This window comes from Paracoccus aeridis, from assembly GCF_004923205.2.
Taxonomy (GTDB): Bacteria; Pseudomonadota; Alphaproteobacteria; order Rhodobacterales; family Rhodobacteraceae; genus Paracoccus; species Paracoccus aeridis.
On record NZ_SELD02000018.1, the window covers coordinates 216,607 to 232,296 of the forward strand.

15 protein-coding genes are annotated in these 15,690 nt (G+C 67.3%); 6 read left to right on the forward strand and 9 right to left on the reverse strand.

Features of this window, described 5'->3' with window-relative positions:
• Positions 1-54: 54 nt before the first annotated feature.
• Together ELI80_RS07730 and ELI80_RS07735 are read right to left on the reverse strand one after the other, a co-directional pair.
• Positions 55-1,332 (reverse strand): hemolysin family protein, encoded by a 1,278-nt coding sequence (locus ELI80_RS07730; protein ID WP_136650529.1) that lies wholly within the window; start codon positions 1,330-1,332, stop codon positions 55-57.
• 4 nt (positions 1,333-1,336) lie between these two features.
• The gene (locus ELI80_RS07735) at positions 1,337-1,672 is read right to left on the reverse strand and encodes a HesB/IscA family protein (RefSeq protein ID WP_136650530.1); all 336 of its coding nucleotides are present in this window, start codon (positions 1,670-1,672) and stop codon (positions 1,337-1,339) included.
• 120 nt (positions 1,673-1,792) lie between these two features.
• On the opposite strand from ELI80_RS07735, the gene ELI80_RS07740 reads away from it, so the two are divergent.
• Entirely contained in the window at positions 1,793-2,986 is a 1,194-nt protein-coding gene (locus ELI80_RS07740; protein ID WP_136650531.1) for a deoxyguanosinetriphosphate triphosphohydrolase, read from the forward strand.
• A gap of 16 nt (positions 2,987-3,002) precedes the next feature.
• On the opposite strand, the gene ELI80_RS07745 is transcribed toward ELI80_RS07740, so the two are convergent.
• Together ELI80_RS07745 and ELI80_RS07750 are read right to left on the reverse strand one after the other, a co-directional pair.
• On the reverse strand, positions 3,003-3,962 hold the full coding sequence (locus ELI80_RS07745; protein WP_136650532.1) for a hypothetical protein: 960 nt from the start codon (positions 3,960-3,962) through the stop codon (positions 3,003-3,005).
• A gap of 61 nt (positions 3,963-4,023) precedes the next feature.
• Positions 4,024-5,304 (reverse strand): rhamnan synthesis F family protein, encoded by a 1,281-nt coding sequence (locus ELI80_RS07750; protein WP_136650533.1) that lies wholly within the window; start codon positions 5,302-5,304, stop codon positions 4,024-4,026.
• Positions 5,305-5,482: 178 nt separating this feature from the next.
• Here ELI80_RS07750 and ELI80_RS07755 point away from each other — a divergent pair, with 178 nt between their 5' ends.
• On the forward strand, positions 5,483-5,902 hold the full coding sequence (locus ELI80_RS07755; RefSeq protein WP_136650534.1) for an OsmC family protein: 420 nt from the start codon (positions 5,483-5,485) through the stop codon (positions 5,900-5,902).
• Between the two features lie 63 nt (positions 5,903-5,965).
• Here ELI80_RS07755 and ELI80_RS07760 read toward each other — a convergent pair whose 3' ends face one another.
• Positions 5,966-7,564, reverse strand: coding sequence for a peptide chain release factor 3 (locus ELI80_RS07760; protein WP_136650535.1), 1,599 nt, complete (start codon positions 7,562-7,564; stop codon positions 5,966-5,968).
• Between the two features lie 127 nt (positions 7,565-7,691).
• A complete protein-coding gene (locus ELI80_RS07765) occupies positions 7,692-8,444 on the reverse strand; it encodes an NAD kinase (protein WP_136650536.1) in 753 nt (250 codons plus the stop codon).
• Positions 8,445-8,563: 119 nt separating this feature from the next.
• Here ELI80_RS07765 and glyA point away from each other — a divergent pair, with 119 nt between their 5' ends.
• Positions 8,564-9,847 carry a serine hydroxymethyltransferase gene (gene glyA, locus ELI80_RS07770; RefSeq protein WP_136650537.1) on the forward strand — a complete coding sequence of 428 codons (1,284 nt, stop codon included), beginning with the start codon at positions 8,564-8,566 and terminating at the stop codon, positions 9,845-9,847.
• 20 nt (positions 9,848-9,867) lie between these two features.
• On the opposite strand, the gene ELI80_RS07775 is transcribed toward glyA, so the two are convergent.
• Positions 9,868-10,251 carry a hypothetical protein gene (locus tag ELI80_RS07775; RefSeq protein ID WP_136650538.1) on the reverse strand — a complete coding sequence of 128 codons (384 nt, stop codon included), beginning with the start codon at positions 10,249-10,251 and terminating at the stop codon, positions 9,868-9,870.
• A gap of 69 nt (positions 10,252-10,320) precedes the next feature.
• On the opposite strand from ELI80_RS07775, the gene ELI80_RS07780 reads away from it, so the two are divergent.
• Positions 10,321-11,118, forward strand: coding sequence for an alpha/beta fold hydrolase (locus tag ELI80_RS07780; protein ID WP_136650539.1), 798 nt, complete (start codon positions 10,321-10,323; stop codon positions 11,116-11,118).
• Positions 11,119-11,997: 879 nt separating this feature from the next.
• On the opposite strand, the gene lepA is transcribed toward ELI80_RS07780, so the two are convergent.
• A complete protein-coding gene (gene lepA, locus ELI80_RS07785; protein ID WP_136650540.1) occupies positions 11,998-13,797 on the reverse strand; it encodes a translation elongation factor 4 in 1,800 nt (599 codons plus the stop codon).
• Between the two features lie 55 nt (positions 13,798-13,852).
• Here lepA and ELI80_RS07790 point away from each other — a divergent pair, with 55 nt between their 5' ends.
• Positions 13,853-14,041 carry a heavy-metal-associated domain-containing protein gene (locus ELI80_RS07790; protein WP_136650541.1) on the forward strand — a complete coding sequence of 63 codons (189 nt, stop codon included), beginning with the start codon at positions 13,853-13,855 and terminating at the stop codon, positions 14,039-14,041.
• 17 nt (positions 14,042-14,058) lie between these two features.
• Here the strand turns inward: ELI80_RS07790 and ELI80_RS07795 are convergent, their stop codons facing one another.
• On the reverse strand, positions 14,059-14,505 hold the full coding sequence (locus ELI80_RS07795) for an MliC family protein (protein ID WP_136650542.1): 447 nt from the start codon (positions 14,503-14,505) through the stop codon (positions 14,059-14,061).
• A 149-nt stretch (positions 14,506-14,654) separates the two neighbouring features.
• Between ELI80_RS07795 and ELI80_RS07800 the strand changes: the two genes are divergently transcribed.
• Positions 14,655-15,584, forward strand: coding sequence for a class I fructose-bisphosphate aldolase (locus ELI80_RS07800; RefSeq protein WP_136650543.1), 930 nt, complete (start codon positions 14,655-14,657; stop codon positions 15,582-15,584).
• Positions 15,585-15,690 lie beyond the last annotated feature (106 nt).

A 15,690-nucleotide genomic window follows, 5' to 3' on the forward strand; every position in this document is an offset into this window, starting at 1 on the left:
GGCGCCCGCTCAGGCTCGGCCCGCTCGGACTGCGCCCGTTCAGAGCGCGCCCGCTCAGACCGCCGCGGCGGCGGCGGGCGCGGTCACGATCAGGCGGTCGATCCGCATCGCGTCCATGTCGGCGATCTCGACCACCCAGCCGTCATGGCTGAACACGTCGCCCGTGCGCGGGATGCGGTTGATGAGCGTCAGCACCATGCCGGCAACGGTGCTGAAGTCGCCCTCGGGCACCGGGAAGCCGGTCTCGTTGGCAAACTCGTCGGCGCTTTCGCTGCCCGCGACCAGCCATGACCCGTCAGCCCGGCGGACGATGTCGGGTTCGTCCCCGTGCGGGTCGACGAAGTCGCCGGTGATCGCCTCCAGCAGGTCCATCGCGGTGATGATGCCCTGGAAATGCCCGTATTCGTCGTAGACCAGCAGCATGCGCGACGGCGTCGCGCGCAGCACCTCGATCACCGACAGCGCGTCGGCGGCGTCGAGGACGGTCGGCGCCTCGCGGATCAGCGCGCGCACGTCGGGCGTCTCGACCCCGATCAGGTCGCGCAGGGCGACGACGCCCAGGATCTCGTCCGAACTGCCGTCCGACACCGGCATGCGCGAGAACCTGGCCGAGCGCGCCTTTGCGACCACCGTCTCGGGCGGGTCGCTTACGTCGATCATGTCGACATCGCGGCGCGGGGTCATCATGGCACGCGCGGTGCGGTCGGCCACGCGCATCACGCCCGCGATCATGCCGCGCTCGCCTTCCATCAGGACGCCGGCCTGCGTCGCCTCGGCGATGGTCATGCGGACTTCCTCGTCCGTGATGGCCCGGTCCGAGGAGCTGCGGATGCCCAGAAGCCGCAGCAGCCCGCGACCCGTCACGTCGAGGAACCAGACCAGCGGCGCCGCGATCCGCGCCAGCATCCGCATCCCCGGCGCCACGCGCGAGGCGATCGATTCCGGGTTCGACATGGCGATCTGCTTGGGCACCAGCTCGCCCACGATCACCGACAGCGCGGTGATGGCGGCGACGACCAGGAACACGCCCAGGGGCTGCGCCAGCGACGCGGGAACGCCGGCCTGCAACAGGGCGCTGCCCGCGCGCGCGCCGAGCGTGGCGCCCGACACGGCACCCGTGAGAACGCCCACCAGCGTGATGCCCACCTGCACGGCGGACAGGAACTTGCCCGGCTCGGACAGCAGATCGCTTGCCACCTGCGCGCCGCGGTTGCCCTTTTCGGCCATGCTCTGCAGCCGCGCGGGACGGGACGACACGACGGCGAGCTCGGACATGGCCAGCAGGCCGTTGATGACGGTCAGGACCAGGACGAAAAGAATTTCGAGGATCATCGGGTCAGATCGAGAACGAGGTGCCGCAGCCGCAGGACGAGCTCGCATTGGGGTTTTCGATCACGAATCGCGCGCCGATCAGCTCGTCCGACCAGTCGATGACCGCGCCGCTGAGGAAGGGCAGCGACACCGGATCGACCAGCACGCGCTGGCCGTGATTGGGGCCCTCGCCCTCGATCACGAGGTCGTCGGCGGCCGCATCGTCCAGCCGGATGTTGTACTGGAAGCCCGAGCAGCCCCCGCCCTCGACCGCGACGCGGAGCGCCTGGCCCCCGGAACCGGCGTTGATCTCGGCCAGCCGCGCGAAGGCGCGGGGGGTGACCGTGGGAGGCAGGTTCATGGGTCGTTCCCGTTTCGATGGTGCAACCGGGAATATAGGCTCGGTCCCGTCGCCTCGCAAGGAAACCGCGCGACCGCGCTTGTCCGGCAGGACCGACGCGATGGCCCCGAAGGAGTCCGCATGACCGCCCCCTACGCCTGCCAGCCGGCCGACAGCCGCGGGCGGCTGCACCACGAGGAACTGTCCACGTTCCGCAGCCCGTGGCAGCGCGACCGCGACCGGATCATCCATTCGAGCGCGTTCCGCCGGCTCAAGCACAAGACGCAGGTCTTCGTCGAACAGGATGGCGAGGACTACCGCGGCGACTACTACCGCACCAGGCTGACCCACACCGTCGAGGTGGCGCAGGTCGCCCGCACGATCGCGGGCGCGCTGGCGCTGAACACGGACCTGGCGGAAGCCGTGGCGCTGGCCCACGACCTGGGCCACCCGCCCTTCGGCCATACCGGCGAGGATGCGCTGGCCGCGCTGATGGCGCCGTGGGGCGGGTTCGACCACAACGCGCAGGCGCTGCGGATCGTGACGCGGCTGGAACGGCACTACGCCGGGTTCGACGGCCTCAATCTGACATGGGAAACGCTGGAAGGGATCGCCAAGCACAACGGCCCGGTCGTCGGCGCAGGCCCGGCGGGAGGCCCGGCGGGAGGCGCGGCGGAAGGCCCCCTGCCCTATGCGCTGGTCGAGGTGAACCACGACTGGGACCTCGCCCTGCACACCCATGCCAGCGCCGAGGCGCAGGTCGCCGCCGTCGCCGACGACGTGGCCTACAACCACCACGACCTGCACGACGGCCTTCGCGCCGGGCTGTTCACCGAGGACGACCTGGCCGAGCTGCCGCTGATCGGCCCGGCCTTCGCCGAGGTCGACCGGCTCCACCCCGACCTCGCCCCGATGCGCCGCAGGCACGAGGCGCTGCGCCGCGTCTTCGGCGAGATGGTCGAGGACGTGATCGCCGTCGCGCAGAACCGCCTTGCCGCGCTGCAACCCGCCCATGCCGACGACATCCGCCGCATGGACGGGCCGGTGATCCGGTTCTCGAAGCCGCTTTACCAGAGCCTCAAGTCGATCAAGGCGTTCCTGTTCACCCGCATGTACCGCGCCCCGTCGGTGATGGAGGAACGGGCCCGCGTCACCGCGATCCTGCAGCAGCTGTTCCCCTTGCTGATGAACGATCCGAGGCTGCTGCCGGCAGACTGGCAGGCCGAGGCAGCCGCCGCGCGCGACGACGTCACCCGTGCCCGGCTGGTGCTGGACTACGTCGCGGGCATGACGGACCGCTTCGCGATTTCGGAATGGGAGCGGCTGACGCGCTGAACCCTAGAGCGCCGCCCTAGAGCGCCGCCTTCACGGCGTCCCAGACCTCCGGCCCGATCGCGTCGCGGGGCGGGCGGCCGGCGAAGCCCTGCAGATGGGGAATGCGGAACCCGGGGCTCGAGGGCTGGACGCGCGTCTCGAAATAACGGTTCGCGGGCTCGAACCGCTTCTGCAGCCGCGCGATCTCGTCCGGTGTGAAGATGGTTCCGCCGCGGAGGGCGGGGAACTGCTGCGCCAGCACCTGCGCCACCTGCTCGATCAGGGCTGCTGGCGCGACGGCGGGGGCAGAGATCGTGTTGGCGATCCACACCTCCACCGCGGCGCGGCTTTCGTTCTGGCGCTGGACGGGGGTCGCGGGCGGCTCACCCTCCAGTCCGAGCTGGCGCAGGAAATGGCCCAGCAGGCCGCCATCCGCGCCGCACGCGTCCTGGTAGTTGCAGAAGGTCACGTCCCCGAGCGGCATCTGCGCGGCAAGGATGTCGGCCAGCAGATTGTAGCCCACCGCCACCCCGGTGAACATGCCGGTGCCGATCGCCTCGTCGACCATCGCCCCGGGCCCGCCGGGATTCCGGACCTTGGACACCTCGGTATAGATCGACTGAAGGTAGGACAGCTGGTCGCGGATGTAGCAGATCAGCCGCACCGATTCGAACCCGTCGAACCAGGCGCGGATCGCCCGGAAGTCCGGCCGGTTTACCGTGGCGCGCGAGAACTCCTCGCTGCTGACGACGATCGTCCGGTCGCTGCCGACGTGGTCGGCGGCAAGCGCCTTCCAGACCGCAACCGGGTCGGGGCGCGACGCCAGCTCGTGCTTCAGCCCGACCCAGTGCGCGACCAGCAGGTGGTGCGCGGTCGATCCGAAATCGGGATAGACGAAGCCGCGTTCGCGAAGCCACGGCCGCGCCTCGGCCAGCTTGTGCTGCAGGAACGTGGTCCCGGTCTTGTGCGTGCCGATGTGGATGACGAGGCGGGCCATCAGGCGGATCTTCTCGCGGGCAAACGAAGCGAACGGGTTACTGGCAAACGGGTCGCGCCGATCAGATATAGCCGCGCAGGAACGCCGCCCGCTTCCAGCCGATCAGCGTGTCGCCGCCGAACGGACGGTCCATCAGCAGGGCGCGCAGCTCCTCGGCCTCGTGCGAGGGAAGCTGGTCGGTCAGCGTCCGCACGTCGGCCAAGTTGAACATGCCGCGGTAGAGCCCGTCGAGCTTGATGATCGGCAGCCCCATCGCCAGCATGATCGCTGCGTTCTGGTGGATCTGGCTGCCTTCCATGAACACCTCGGCCGCGTATGCTGCCGTCATGGACCGGACGGCCTTGTTGTCGATCGTCTCTGGCCGGCTGACCCGACTGTGCAGGAAGCGGACGAAATCGTCGTAACTCGCGACGAACTCGCTTTCCGCAAGGCTGGCCTCGGCCATCTCCACACCGCTCTGGAACGGCTTGGGAGGGCCCATCTCGAAGCTGGCGGCAGGATTGAACGGAACCAAGAAGCGCGACGAAAGATAGTTCAGCGCCGCCTTTGGCGTTACCCGCTTCCAGTGTGTCCTGTTCGCCGAGCGGGCATTGCGCATCGCGAAATCCAGCAGCCCTTCATCGCGTTCCACCTGTTCCGCGAACCGGGTTGCGCTGTAGAGCGCCGCGAATTCCCGCGGTGTTGTCACCACCCGCTTCAGAGTCCGCGACAGCCGCATCTCTCCTTCCCGGATCACGCGCGGGCGCACGTCCGACAACGTGTAGTCCTTCCAGTAGTCGCGCATCAGCTGCGACCGCAGGACGGAGCCGTCCATCGCGATGCAGAACGAGCCGAGGTGGTATTCGATCTCGTGGTTCTCGGTCGCGCCCAGGACTTCGGGCGATGGCGACATCATGTCATCCAGGAACGGGCGCATCCGCTCGGTCGTGAAGTAGACGCTGTCGTTGATCATCAGAAGGCGCGGGCAGGTCCGGTCCCAGCGGCGGTTGTAGATGTGCAGGAACCCGGTCTTGTAGCTGCCGAAGTCGCGGCCGTAGTTCGGGCGCTCGATGTAGCAGTCGACCATGCCCGCGACCGACCCGGGGTTGCGGAGCTTCAGCGTGTTCACCGCGACAACGTAGAACCCCGCGGCCCGCGCCTGCTCCAGCAGCCGCGTCACGTCCGGCCGCAGCAGGCCCTTTTCGTACAGCGCCAGCAGCATGATGGGACGGTCGTCGTACGGGGCCTCGTGATGCACCACGGTGGGCTTCGACCGCGTCTTCGCCCATGCCACGAGCGACTGCGCCGACACGATCACCCGGCCGATGTTGAACAGGATGTAGAGGTAGATTCTGCCCAGCATGCGGGACCCTTCCGAAAAGCTGCGGGACTATAGTCCTGCGCCCCGGCAGCGCCAATGCGGTTTCCTGAGCTGCATCCCGGCAGCGCGGAACCCCGTCGGCGGCTTCGCGCCGCCCGCCGTGCTGAACCAAGCGCCGGGCCGCGCGTTCAGGCAGGACATCACCAGAAGGAAGCGACAGATGAGCATCAGGACCGGTTCGGCCGAATGGCAAGGCGGCATCAAAGACGGCAAGGGCACGGTCTCGACCGAAAGCGGCGTGCTGGATTCCCCCTACGGCTTCAGCACCCGCTTTGGCGAGGAAAAGGGCACCAACCCCGAGGAACTGATCGGCGCCGCCCACGCCGCCTGCTTCAGCATGGCGCTGTCGGGCCAGCTGGAAAAGGCAGGGGTGAAGGACGCGCGGATCGAGACGAGCTCGGCCGTGACGATCGAGAAGCAGGGCGAGGGCTTCGCGATCACCAGGGTCCACCTGACGACGAAGGTGTCGGGCCAGGGCGACGAGGCCGCGATCCGGCAGGCGGCCGAGGCGGCGAAGACGGGCTGCCCGGTCAGCAAGGTGCTGAACGCGGACGTGACGATGGACCTGACGGTGGGGTGAAATTGCGGCAGGCACGCTTTGTGCCTGCCTTTCATTCCGCCTGTCGCCTACGCGTCTGCGGGCTTAAACCATCATCTCCTTCGTCGCCGTCAGCTTCAGCTCGGGCTGGTCGCGCTGCACGCGGTCGATGTCCCACTGCAGCCGCGTCAGATAGACCAGATCGCCGTCGTTGTCCGTCGCCATGTGCTGCTTGTTCGTGGCGGCGAACTTCTCGACCGCCTCCTTCGGGCCCGAGATCCAGCGGGCAGAGGTGAACTGCGACGGCTCGAACCGCACCGGCAGGCCGTATTCCTGCTCGATCCGGCTCGCCAGCACCTCGAACTGCAGCGCGCCGACGACGCCGACGATGAAGCCCGACCCGATCATCGGCTTGAAGACCTTGGCCGCGCCTTCCTCGGCGAACTGCATCAGCGCCTTCTCGAGATGCTTGGCCTTCATCGGATCGCCCGCGCGGACCGTCTGCAGAAGCTCAGGCGCGAACGAGGGGATGCCGGTGAAGCGCAGCATCTCGCCCTCGGTCAGCGCGTCGCCGATGCGAAGCTGGCCGTGGTTCGGGATGCCGATGATGTCGCCGGCCCATGCTTCCTCTGCCAGCTCGCGGTCTGACGCGAGGAACAGCACCGGGTTCGACACCGCCATCGGCTTCTTCGACCGCACGTGGGTCATCTTCATCCCGCGCTCGAAATGCCCCGACGCCAGACGGACGAACGCCACCCGGTCGCGGTGCTTGGGGTCCATGTTGGCCTGCACCTTGAAGACGAAGCCGGTGACGTCCGCCTCGTCGGGGGAAATCTGCCGTTCGGCCGCGGTCTGCGGCTGCGGCTGGGGGCCGTATTCGCCGATGCCGGTCATCAGCTCCTTCACGCCGAAGCTGTTGATGGCCGAGCCGAACCAGATTGGGGTCATATGCCCTTCAAGGAACGACTTGCGGTCGAAGGCGGGCAGCAGCTCGCGCGCCATCTCGACCTCCTCGCGCAGCTTCGCCAGCTGCCCGGGCGGCACGTGCTCGGCCAGCTTCGGATCGTCGAGGCCCGAGATCTTGACCGACTCAGCCACCCGGTTGCGGTCGGCGCGGTCCATCAGCTCCAGCCGGTCGTGCAGCAGGTCGTAGGTGCCGAGGAAATCGCGGCCCATCCCGATAGGCCAGCTTGCCGGCGCCACGTCGATCGCCAGGTTCTCCTGGATCTCGTCGATGATCTCGAACGTGTCGCGGCTTTCGCGGTCCATCTTGTTGCAGAAGGTCAGGATCGGCAGGTCGCGCAGGCGGCAGACCTCGAACAGCTTGCGGGTCTGGCTTTCGACGCCCTTCGCGCCGTCGATCACCATGATCGCGGCATCCACGGCGGTCAGCGTGCGATAGGTATCCTCGGAAAAGTCCGAGTGGCCGGGCGTGTCCACCAGATTGAAGCGGTACTGGCCAAAGTCGAACGACATGGCCGAGGCCGAGACGGAAATCCCGCGCTCCTGCTCCATCTTCATGAAGTCGGACCGCGTGCGCCGCGCCTCGCCCTTGGCGCGGACCTGCCCGGCCATCTGGATCGCGCCGCCGAACAGCAGGAACTTCTCGGTCAGCGTGGTCTTGCCGGCGTCGGGGTGCGAGATGATCGCGAAGGTCCGGCGACGGGCGATCTCGGGCGGCAGCTGGGGGCGATTGTCTAGCATGGGCGGCGTTTACCGCGCACGCACCAGCCTCGCAACCAAGCCTCGATCTTCTGTCCCCAAATATCCCGGGGGAGCCCCAGGGGGGCGGGGGCGGAGCCCCAGGGGGGGCGGAGCCCCCCATCCCGGGTCAGACGAACTGCTCGCGCATCAGCCGCTCTTCCATGCCGTGCCCGGTGTCGAACAGGACGCGGTGCGTGATCGCGGGCTCGGACCGGATCTCGACCCAGCGCACCCGTTCAACGCCGCGCGCGTCGGCGTCGGCCATCACCGGGCGCTTCAGCGGCTCCAGCACGTCGAACCGCACCACCGCGGATTTCGGCAGGATCGCCCCGCGCCAGCGCCGCGGGCGGAAGGGCGCGATGGCGGTCATCGCCAGCACGTCCGACCCGATCGGCAGGATCGGCCCGCCGGCGGAATAGTTGTAGGCGGTGGACCCGACCGGCGTCGCCAGGATCGCGCCGTCGCAGATCAGCTCGTCCATCCGCACCCGGCCGTTCACGCTGACCCGCAGCTTGGCAGCCTGCGCGCCCGCGCGCAGCAGGCTTACCTCGTTGATCGCGAGCGCGCGATGCTCGTGCCCGTCCGACGACATCGCCACCATCGACAAGGGGTTGATGACGGTTTCCTCGGCCGCCCCGATGCGCTGCGGCAGGTCGTCCTCGTCGTAGTCGTTCATCAGGAACCCGACCGTGCCCCGGTTCATCCCGTAGACCGGCAGGCCCGAGTTCTGCCGCAGGGTGGACAGCAGGAACCCGTCGCCCCCCAGCGCCACGATCACGTCGGCCGCGCCCAGCGGCGCCTGTCCGTGGCGTTCCATCAGCCGCCCCAGCGCCGACAGCGCAAGCTCGGTGTCGTTCGCGGTGAAATGCAACCGGGTCATTGCGGCAACCATGCATCCGGCCCGGCGCTTGGCAAGCTTCATTCAGTCGCGCCCCCCGCTCCATTCTTTCAACCGCGCCGCAAAGCCGCTAGACCGTCGCCACACCTTGGAGAGACACCATGACCGACAGCGCCTTCTTCACCGAACCGCTCGAATCCCGCGATCCCGAGATCTTCGCCGCGATCCGCAAGGAACTCGGCCGCCAGCGCGACGAGATCGAGCTGATCGCCTCGGAAAACATCGTCTCGCAGGCCGTGCTGGAAGCGCAGGGCTCGGTCATGACGAACAAGTATGCCGAAGGCTATCCGGGCCGGCGCTATTACGGCGGCTGCGAGTACGTGGACATCGCCGAGACGCTGGCGATCGACCGCGCCAGGCAGCTGTTCGGGTGCGAGTTCGCGAACGTCCAGCCCAACAGCGGCAGCCAGGCGAACCAGGGCGTGTTCCAGGCCCTGCTCAAGCCCGGCGACACCATTCTCGGGATGAGCCTCGACGCGGGCGGCCACCTGACCCACGGCGCGAGGCCCAACCAGTCGGGCAAGTGGTTCAACGCGGTGCAGTACGGGGTGCGCAAGCAGGACAGCCTGCTCGACTACGACGAGGTCGAGCGGCTCGCCCGCGAGCACCGGCCCAAGGCGATCATCGCCGGCGGCTCGGCGATCCCGCGGATCATCGACTTCGCGCGGCTGCGCCAGGTCGCGGACGAGGTCGGCGCGTACCTGATCGTCGACATGGCCCACTTCGCGGGGCTGGTCGCGGCCGGGCTTTACCCGTCGCCCTTCCCGCACGCCCACGTGGCGACGACGACCACCCACAAGACGCTGCGCGGCCCCCGTGGCGGCATGATCCTGACGAACGACGCCGACATCGCGAAAAAGGTCAACTCGGCGATCTTCCCCGGCATCCAGGGCGGGCCGCTGATGCACGTCATCGCGGCCAAGGCCGTGGCCTTCGCCGAGGCGCTGCGGCCGGAGTTCAGGGACTACGCCGCGAACGTCGTCTCGAACGCGCAGGCGCTGGCGGACGAGCTGATGAAAGGCGGGCTCGACATCGTCACCGGGGGCACCGACACGCACCTGATGCTGGTGGACCTGCGCCCCAAGGGCGTCAAGGGCAACGCCACCGAGGACGCGCTTGGCCGCGCCCACATCACCTGCAACAAGAACGGGATCCCGTTCGACCCCGAAAAGCCGACCGTCACGTCGGGCGTGCGCCTCGGCTCCCCCGCCGGGACCACGCGCGGCTTCGGGCAGGAGGAGTTCCGCCAGATCGGCCGCTGGATCGTCGAGGTGCTGGACGGCCTGGCCGCGAACGGCCCCGAAGGCAACGCCGAGGTCGAGGCGAAGGTCGCGACCGAGGTCAAGGCGCTCTGCGCCCGCTTCCCGATCTACCCCAACCTCTGAAGCCTGCCCGGCGCGGCGCCCTACAGCGCGCCGCGCCGGACCATCAGCCAGACCACCAGCGCGCCCACGACCAGCAGGCCCAGCGCCACCGCGGCGGCGACGTGCAGAAGCCCGTCCGCGAGCCGCTGCCCGCTTCCCAGCGGGCGCAGGTATTCCACAAGCTGCCGGTGCGCCTCGCGCACCGCCGCCGTGTCGATCCGGTGCGCCATGCGGGGATTGCCGGCGAGCCCGGCCGAGGCCGCCAGCAGCGCCGCCGCGCGCCGGTGGCGCTTGGGCAGCGCCCTGCCCCGCCGCTTGATCATCGTCGCGAGCCCCGGCGCCGTGCCCCGCCGCGCGCCCCCGAACCGCGATGCCATCAGCCGCGCGACCTCGTCGGCCCAGCCCTGCACATCCTCGATCGTCATGGCGCCCCCCGTTTGCCGGCCACCATAAGATCGCTGGCAGAGCCGTGCCAGCCGCTTTAGGCTGCGGCCATGAAGCTCAACACGACCGTCTCCGGCCCCGCTGAACCTTCTGACAAGACGCCCGTGCTGCTGGTGCACGGGCTGTTCGGTCAGGCCCGCAACCTGGGCGTCCTCGCCCGCGCCCTGTCCCGGGACCGCACGGTGGTGGCGGTGGACATGCGCAACCACGGCGAGTCCTTCCACGACCCCGACCACACCTATCCGGCAATGGCGGGCGACCTCGCGCGGGTGATCGAGGATCACGTCGGGCGGGGGGAGAGCGGGGGCGGCGGCCAGATGGACGTGGTCGGCCATTCGATGGGCGGCAAGGCCGCGATGTGGCTGGCGCTGACGCGGCCGGAACTCGTGGCGCGGCTGGTGGTGCTGGACATCGCCCCGGTGGCCTACGGCCATTCGCAGGCGGACACCATCGACGCGATGGAGGCGACGGACCTGACCTCGGCCAAGACCCGCTCGCAGGCCGACATGGCCCTGGCGCAGCACCTGGACGACCATTCGGTCCGCGCCTTCCTGCTGCAGTCGCTGGACCTCAAATCCGACCCGCCCCGCTGGCGCATGAACCTTGCCGCGCTGCGCGAGCGGATGGCGGACCTGACCGGCTGGCCGGGGCACGAGGGCCTGTCATGGGACGGCCCGGCGCTGTTCCTCGCCGGGGGCGAGAGCGACTACGTTTCGCCGGAACACGAGGCTGAGATCCGCGCGGCGTTCCCGAAGGCGCAGCTGGAGCGGGTCGCGGGCACGAGCCACTGGCTGCATGCGGAGAAGCCGGCGGAGGTGGTGGAGGCTGTGGTGGGGTTTTTGGGGTGAGGGGTACCGGCTGCGTCTCGACTAACTTCCGCTCGAGGATCCGCAGCGGAGCAGTTTTTGCGGGGGATGCACCGCAACTGCCTTAAGCCAAGCGCTGTACTGGACGGAACGGTCCTTTGAAACTAAGTAAACTTATTAAAGCTCTAAAGGCGTTCCCAGATTAAATTTGCCAATAATGATCCAAGAGCCCCCACTAGCACAGCCCATGCAGTGGCTATTGCAAATGACGCAAAGGGGCGCCTCTCGAGGAAATCAACAAGACGCCAATAGGCTCCGCGCTTTAAGTTTCTTTTCAGTTCTTTCGCACCATCCTGATTACATTGTTTGAAACTCCACGCCTAACCAGCCGTTCTTCGCACTCAGAGCAAATTATCGGAGCAACGCACGACTTGTGAATATCATATTTATGTGGGGTCATATCAAAGATGCACCCTCTAGTTTCTACATGAGAATACTCCGTCCAATCAGCCCCGGCAGAAAGAATGTCTATGTTGCATATCCTCATAAGACTTGCTGCATACGACATTCTCAGAATCAGATTGGAAATCGAAACGTTGGCTCCTGATAGCGTATCGCCGATCTCAAATGTGGTAAGTACCAAGCGAGAATCGCCAATTCTTTTCAAGATATAATTGTTTTCAATTGGCACGCTAACCAAGACTAGCAGGACATCTTCGCCCCGCCGCTTAGGGCATAAGCAAGACAGCGCTTTTACGGAATATTGCCAGTCATAAAGATCGGGCGGATTTCGGATCTGAAAATATTCAATTTCATCTTCAAAATTGATGAACTTACTCTTTGCCGAGACTGCGCTTGTTACGTCCATGAAAGAAGAAGACTCGCCGAGAACTGCGAGCCTTAAGTTTACCCTACTCACCCTCACCCATCCATCTTCAACGCCGAAATAAACGCCGACTGCGGAATCTCCACCTTCCCGAACTGGCGCATCTTCTTCTTGCCGGCCTTCTGCTTCTCCAGCAGCTTCTTCTTCCGCGTGGCATCCCCCCCGTAGCACTTCGCGGTCACGTCCTTCCTCAGCGCCGCCAGCGTTTCCCGCGCAATGACCCGCCCGCCGATGGCCGCCTGGATCGGGATCTTGAACATGTGGCGGGGGATCAGCTCCTTCAGCTTTTCCACCATCACCCGGCCGCGCGCCTCGGCGCGGTCGCGGTGGACCATGATCGACAGCGCGTCCACCGGCTCGTCGTTCACCAGGATCGACATCTTCACCAGGTTGTCCTCGCGGTATTCCGAGATCTGGTAGTCGAACGAGGCGTAGCCCTTGGTCACCGACTTCAGCCGGTCGTAGAAGTCGAACACGACCTCGGCCAGCGGCAGGTCGTAGACCGCCATCGCCCGGCTGCCGGCGTAGGTCAGGTCCATCTGGATCCCGCGGCGGTCCTGGCACAGCTTCAGCACGTCGCCCAGGTATTCGTCCGGGACCATGATCGTGGCCTTGATCCGCGGCTCCTCGATGTGATCGACCAGCGTGAGGTCGGGCATGTCGGCGGGGTTGTGCAGTTCCCGCACCTCGCCGTCGCGCATGAACAGGCGGAACACGACGCTCGGCGCGGTGGTGATGAGATCGAGGTCGTATTCGCGTTCCAGCCGGTCGCGGATCACCTCGAGGTGGAGAAGCCCCAGGAAGCCGCAGCGGAAGCCGAAGCCGAGCGCGGCCGATGTCTCCATCTCGTAGCTGAACGAGGCGTCGTTCAGCGCCAGCTTCTCGATCGCGTCGCGGAGCGCGTCGAAATCGGCGGCATCCACCGGGAACAGGCCGCAGAACACCACCGGCTGCGCGGGCTTGAAGCCCGGCAGCGGCGCGTCGGTGCCGCGGCGCTCGTGGGTGATGGTGTCGCCGACGCGGGTGTCGCGCACCTGCTTGATCGAGGCGGTGAAGACCCCGATCTCGCCCGGCCCCAGTTCCGCGATGTCCTTCATCGCCGGGGTCAGGACGGCGAGCTTGTCGATGCCGTAGACGGCGCCGGTCTGCATCATCTTGACGCGGTCGCCGCGGCGGATCACCCCGTCCATGACCCGGATCATGACGACGACGCCCAGATAGGGGTCGTACCAGCTGTCCACCAGCATCGCCTTCAGCGCCGCGTCGCGGGTGCCCTGCGGGGCGGGCAGGCGGGTCACGATCGCCTCCAGCACGTCGGGGATGCCCAGGCCCGTCTTGGCCGAGATCAGGACGGCGTCGGCGGCGTCGATGCCGATCACGTCCTCGATCTGCTCCTTCACCCGCTCGGGTTCGGCCGCGGGAAGGTCGATCTTGTTCAGGACCGGCACGATCTCGTGGCCCGCGTCGATCGCCTGGTAGACGTTGGCGAGCGTCTGCGCCTCGACCCCCTGCGTCGCGTCCACCACCAGAAGCGAACCCTCGACCGCGCGCATCGACCGGCTGACCTCGTAGGCGAAGTCGACGTGGCCGGGCGTGTCGATCAGGTTCAGGACGTAGGTCTGCCCGTCCTTCGCCGGATAGGTGATGCGGACGGTGTTCGCCTTGATGGTGATGCCGCGCTCACGCTCGATATCCATGCTGTCGAGCAGCTGCTCCTTCATGTCACGGTCGGCGACCGTGCCCGTCGACTGGATCAGCCGGTCGGCCAGCGTGGATTTCCCGTGGTCGATATGGGCCACGATCGAAAAATTGCGGATGAGATTGAGCTCTGTCATGATGAGGCGGATATGCGCGGGAAAGCCGTGCCGGTCAATTTGAAAGGGGCGGCGGATGCGCTTTCAGGTGAGCGACATGGCCTGCGCGGACTGCGCCCGGGCGATCGAACGCGCCGTGGCGCAGGCGGGCGGAAAAGCGGCCGCCGACCCGCAATCCAGGCTGGTCACGGTCGAGAACCTGGGCACCCAGCCTGCGATCGCCGCGATCTCTGCCGCGGGCTACACGGCGGAACCGCTGGACTGACGGCGGGCGCGGGCAGGTCAGCGCTTCGCGGTGCAGTCGCCGGCAAGGACGGTGTCGCTGTCTTCGTACAGCGTGGCCGCGTCGCCCTTGGTCAACAGCTCGTAGGTCTGGTTCACGTTGACCGGCACGTAGCGCGCGCCCGACCCGGACACGGCCACCTGCATCGGGATCAGCTCGTCCTTCTGCGACACGACCGCGAAGGACGAACCCGACGCCGTGTTGACGTAGACCACCTCCAGCATCTTGCCGCCCTCGCAGGCATAGGCCACACGCTCGATCGTGTCGCCCTCGGCGGGTGCGGTGCCGGGCATGTCGGTCGGGGCGGGCTCGGCGGTCGTGACCGGGGCCGGCGCGGGTGGAACCGCCGTGTCGGGCACCGCGGGCTGCGGCGACGCGGTCTGGGCGCCCAGCGGCATTGCGGCAAGAAGCGCGGCGGCAGCAGCGAGGATCGTCGTCCGGGTCATGGCGGTCCCTTCTTCGGTGATGCGGGTTCTGCCCTTGCAACGCGCAGGCGGCGCGGCAGGTCCGATCCGTTAGCGCAACCGGCCTTTCCCCCAAGCCACGGTCTGCTAAGGGAACGCCACACCGATTCCAGTCGCGGAGCCCGCATCCCATGCAGATGACCGATACCGTCAAGAAGATCCTGGCCAACTACGAAGGCGAGAACCCCGGCGTCAAAGCCAACCTCGCCCGCATGCTGATGCAGGGCAGGCTCGCCGGCACCGGCAAGATGGTCATCCTGCCCGTGGACCAGGGCTTCGAGCACGGCCCCGCGCGGTCCTTCGCCAAGAACCCGCTGGGCTACGACCCCCACTACCACTACCAGCTGGCCATCGACGCGGGCCTGAACGCCTATGCAGCGCCCCTTGGCATGATCGAGGCGGGCGCCGACACCTATGCCGGCCAGATCCCGACGATCCTCAAGTGCAACAGCGCCAACAGCCTGATGTCGGATACCGCCGGCAAGAACCAGGCCGTGACCGCGACGGTGCAGGACGCGCTGCGCCTCGGCTGCGCCGCCATCGGCTTCACCATCTACCCGGGTTCGGACCTGGCGCTCGACATGTTCGAGGAAATCTCGGAAATGCGCGCCGAAGCCGCCTCGGTCGGCATTCCGACCGTGATCTGGTCCTACCCGCGCGGCGAGGCGATCAGCAAGGAAGGCGAGACCGCGATCGACATCGCCGCTTACGCCGCCCAGATCGCGGCGCTGCTGGGCGCCCACATCATCAAGATCAAGCTGTCGACCGACGCGCTCGAGAACAAGGACGCGAAGAAGGTCTACCAGGAGCAGGGGATCGACATCTCGACCCAGGCCAAGCGGGTGGAGCACTGCATGCAGGCGGCCTTCGGCGGGCGCCGGATCGTGGTGTTCTCGGGCGGCGCGGCCAAAGGGTCGGACGCGGTCTACGAGGACGCGATCGCGATCCGCGACGGCGGCGGCAACGGCTCGATCATCGGCCGCAACAGCTTCCAGCGCTCGCGCGAGGACGCGCTGGCGATGCTGGGCAAGCTGGTCGACATCTATCTCGGCAAGGCCTGATCGCCTCGGGCACACGACGGCGACGGGCGGCCCGCGTGGCCGCCCGTTTTCGTTGGCGGCGCAGTCGCCCCGACGGGGTTTTCCTTTTGCTCCTTGCTCATTAGGT

What these genes read in the sequence shown, in the direction of transcription:
- ELI80_RS07730 (WP_136650529.1), bottom strand. Translation starts at nt 1,332, where the DNA reads ATGATCCTCGAAATTCTTTTCGTCCTGGTCCTGACCGTCATCAACGGC.
- ELI80_RS07735 (WP_136650530.1), bottom strand. Translation starts at nt 1,672, where the DNA reads ATGAACCTGCCTCCCACGGTCACCCCCCGCGCCTTCGCGCGGCTGGCC.
- ELI80_RS07740 (WP_136650531.1), top strand. Translation starts at nt 1,793, where the DNA reads ATGACCGCCCCCTACGCCTGCCAGCCGGCCGACAGCCGCGGGCGGCTG.
- ELI80_RS07745 (WP_136650532.1), bottom strand. Translation starts at nt 3,962, where the DNA reads ATGGCCCGCCTCGTCATCCACATCGGCACGCACAAGACCGGGACCACG.
- ELI80_RS07750 (WP_136650533.1), bottom strand. Translation starts at nt 5,304, where the DNA reads ATGCTGGGCAGAATCTACCTCTACATCCTGTTCAACATCGGCCGGGTG.
- ELI80_RS07755 (WP_136650534.1), top strand. Translation starts at nt 5,483, where the DNA reads ATGAGCATCAGGACCGGTTCGGCCGAATGGCAAGGCGGCATCAAAGAC.
- ELI80_RS07760 (WP_136650535.1), bottom strand. Translation starts at nt 7,564, where the DNA reads ATGCTAGACAATCGCCCCCAGCTGCCGCCCGAGATCGCCCGTCGCCGG.
- ELI80_RS07765 (WP_136650536.1), bottom strand. Translation starts at nt 8,444, where the DNA reads ATGACCCGGTTGCATTTCACCGCGAACGACACCGAGCTTGCGCTGTCG.
- glyA (WP_136650537.1), top strand. Translation starts at nt 8,564, where the DNA reads ATGACCGACAGCGCCTTCTTCACCGAACCGCTCGAATCCCGCGATCCC.
- ELI80_RS07775 (WP_136650538.1), bottom strand. Translation starts at nt 10,251, where the DNA reads ATGACGATCGAGGATGTGCAGGGCTGGGCCGACGAGGTCGCGCGGCTG.
- ELI80_RS07780 (WP_136650539.1), top strand. Translation starts at nt 10,321, where the DNA reads ATGAAGCTCAACACGACCGTCTCCGGCCCCGCTGAACCTTCTGACAAG.
- lepA (WP_136650540.1), bottom strand. Translation starts at nt 13,797, where the DNA reads ATGACAGAGCTCAATCTCATCCGCAATTTTTCGATCGTGGCCCATATC.
- ELI80_RS07790 (WP_136650541.1), top strand. Translation starts at nt 13,853, where the DNA reads ATGCGCTTTCAGGTGAGCGACATGGCCTGCGCGGACTGCGCCCGGGCG.
- ELI80_RS07795 (WP_136650542.1), bottom strand. Translation starts at nt 14,505, where the DNA reads ATGACCCGGACGACGATCCTCGCTGCTGCCGCCGCGCTTCTTGCCGCA.
- ELI80_RS07800 (WP_136650543.1), top strand. Translation starts at nt 14,655, where the DNA reads ATGCAGATGACCGATACCGTCAAGAAGATCCTGGCCAACTACGAAGGC.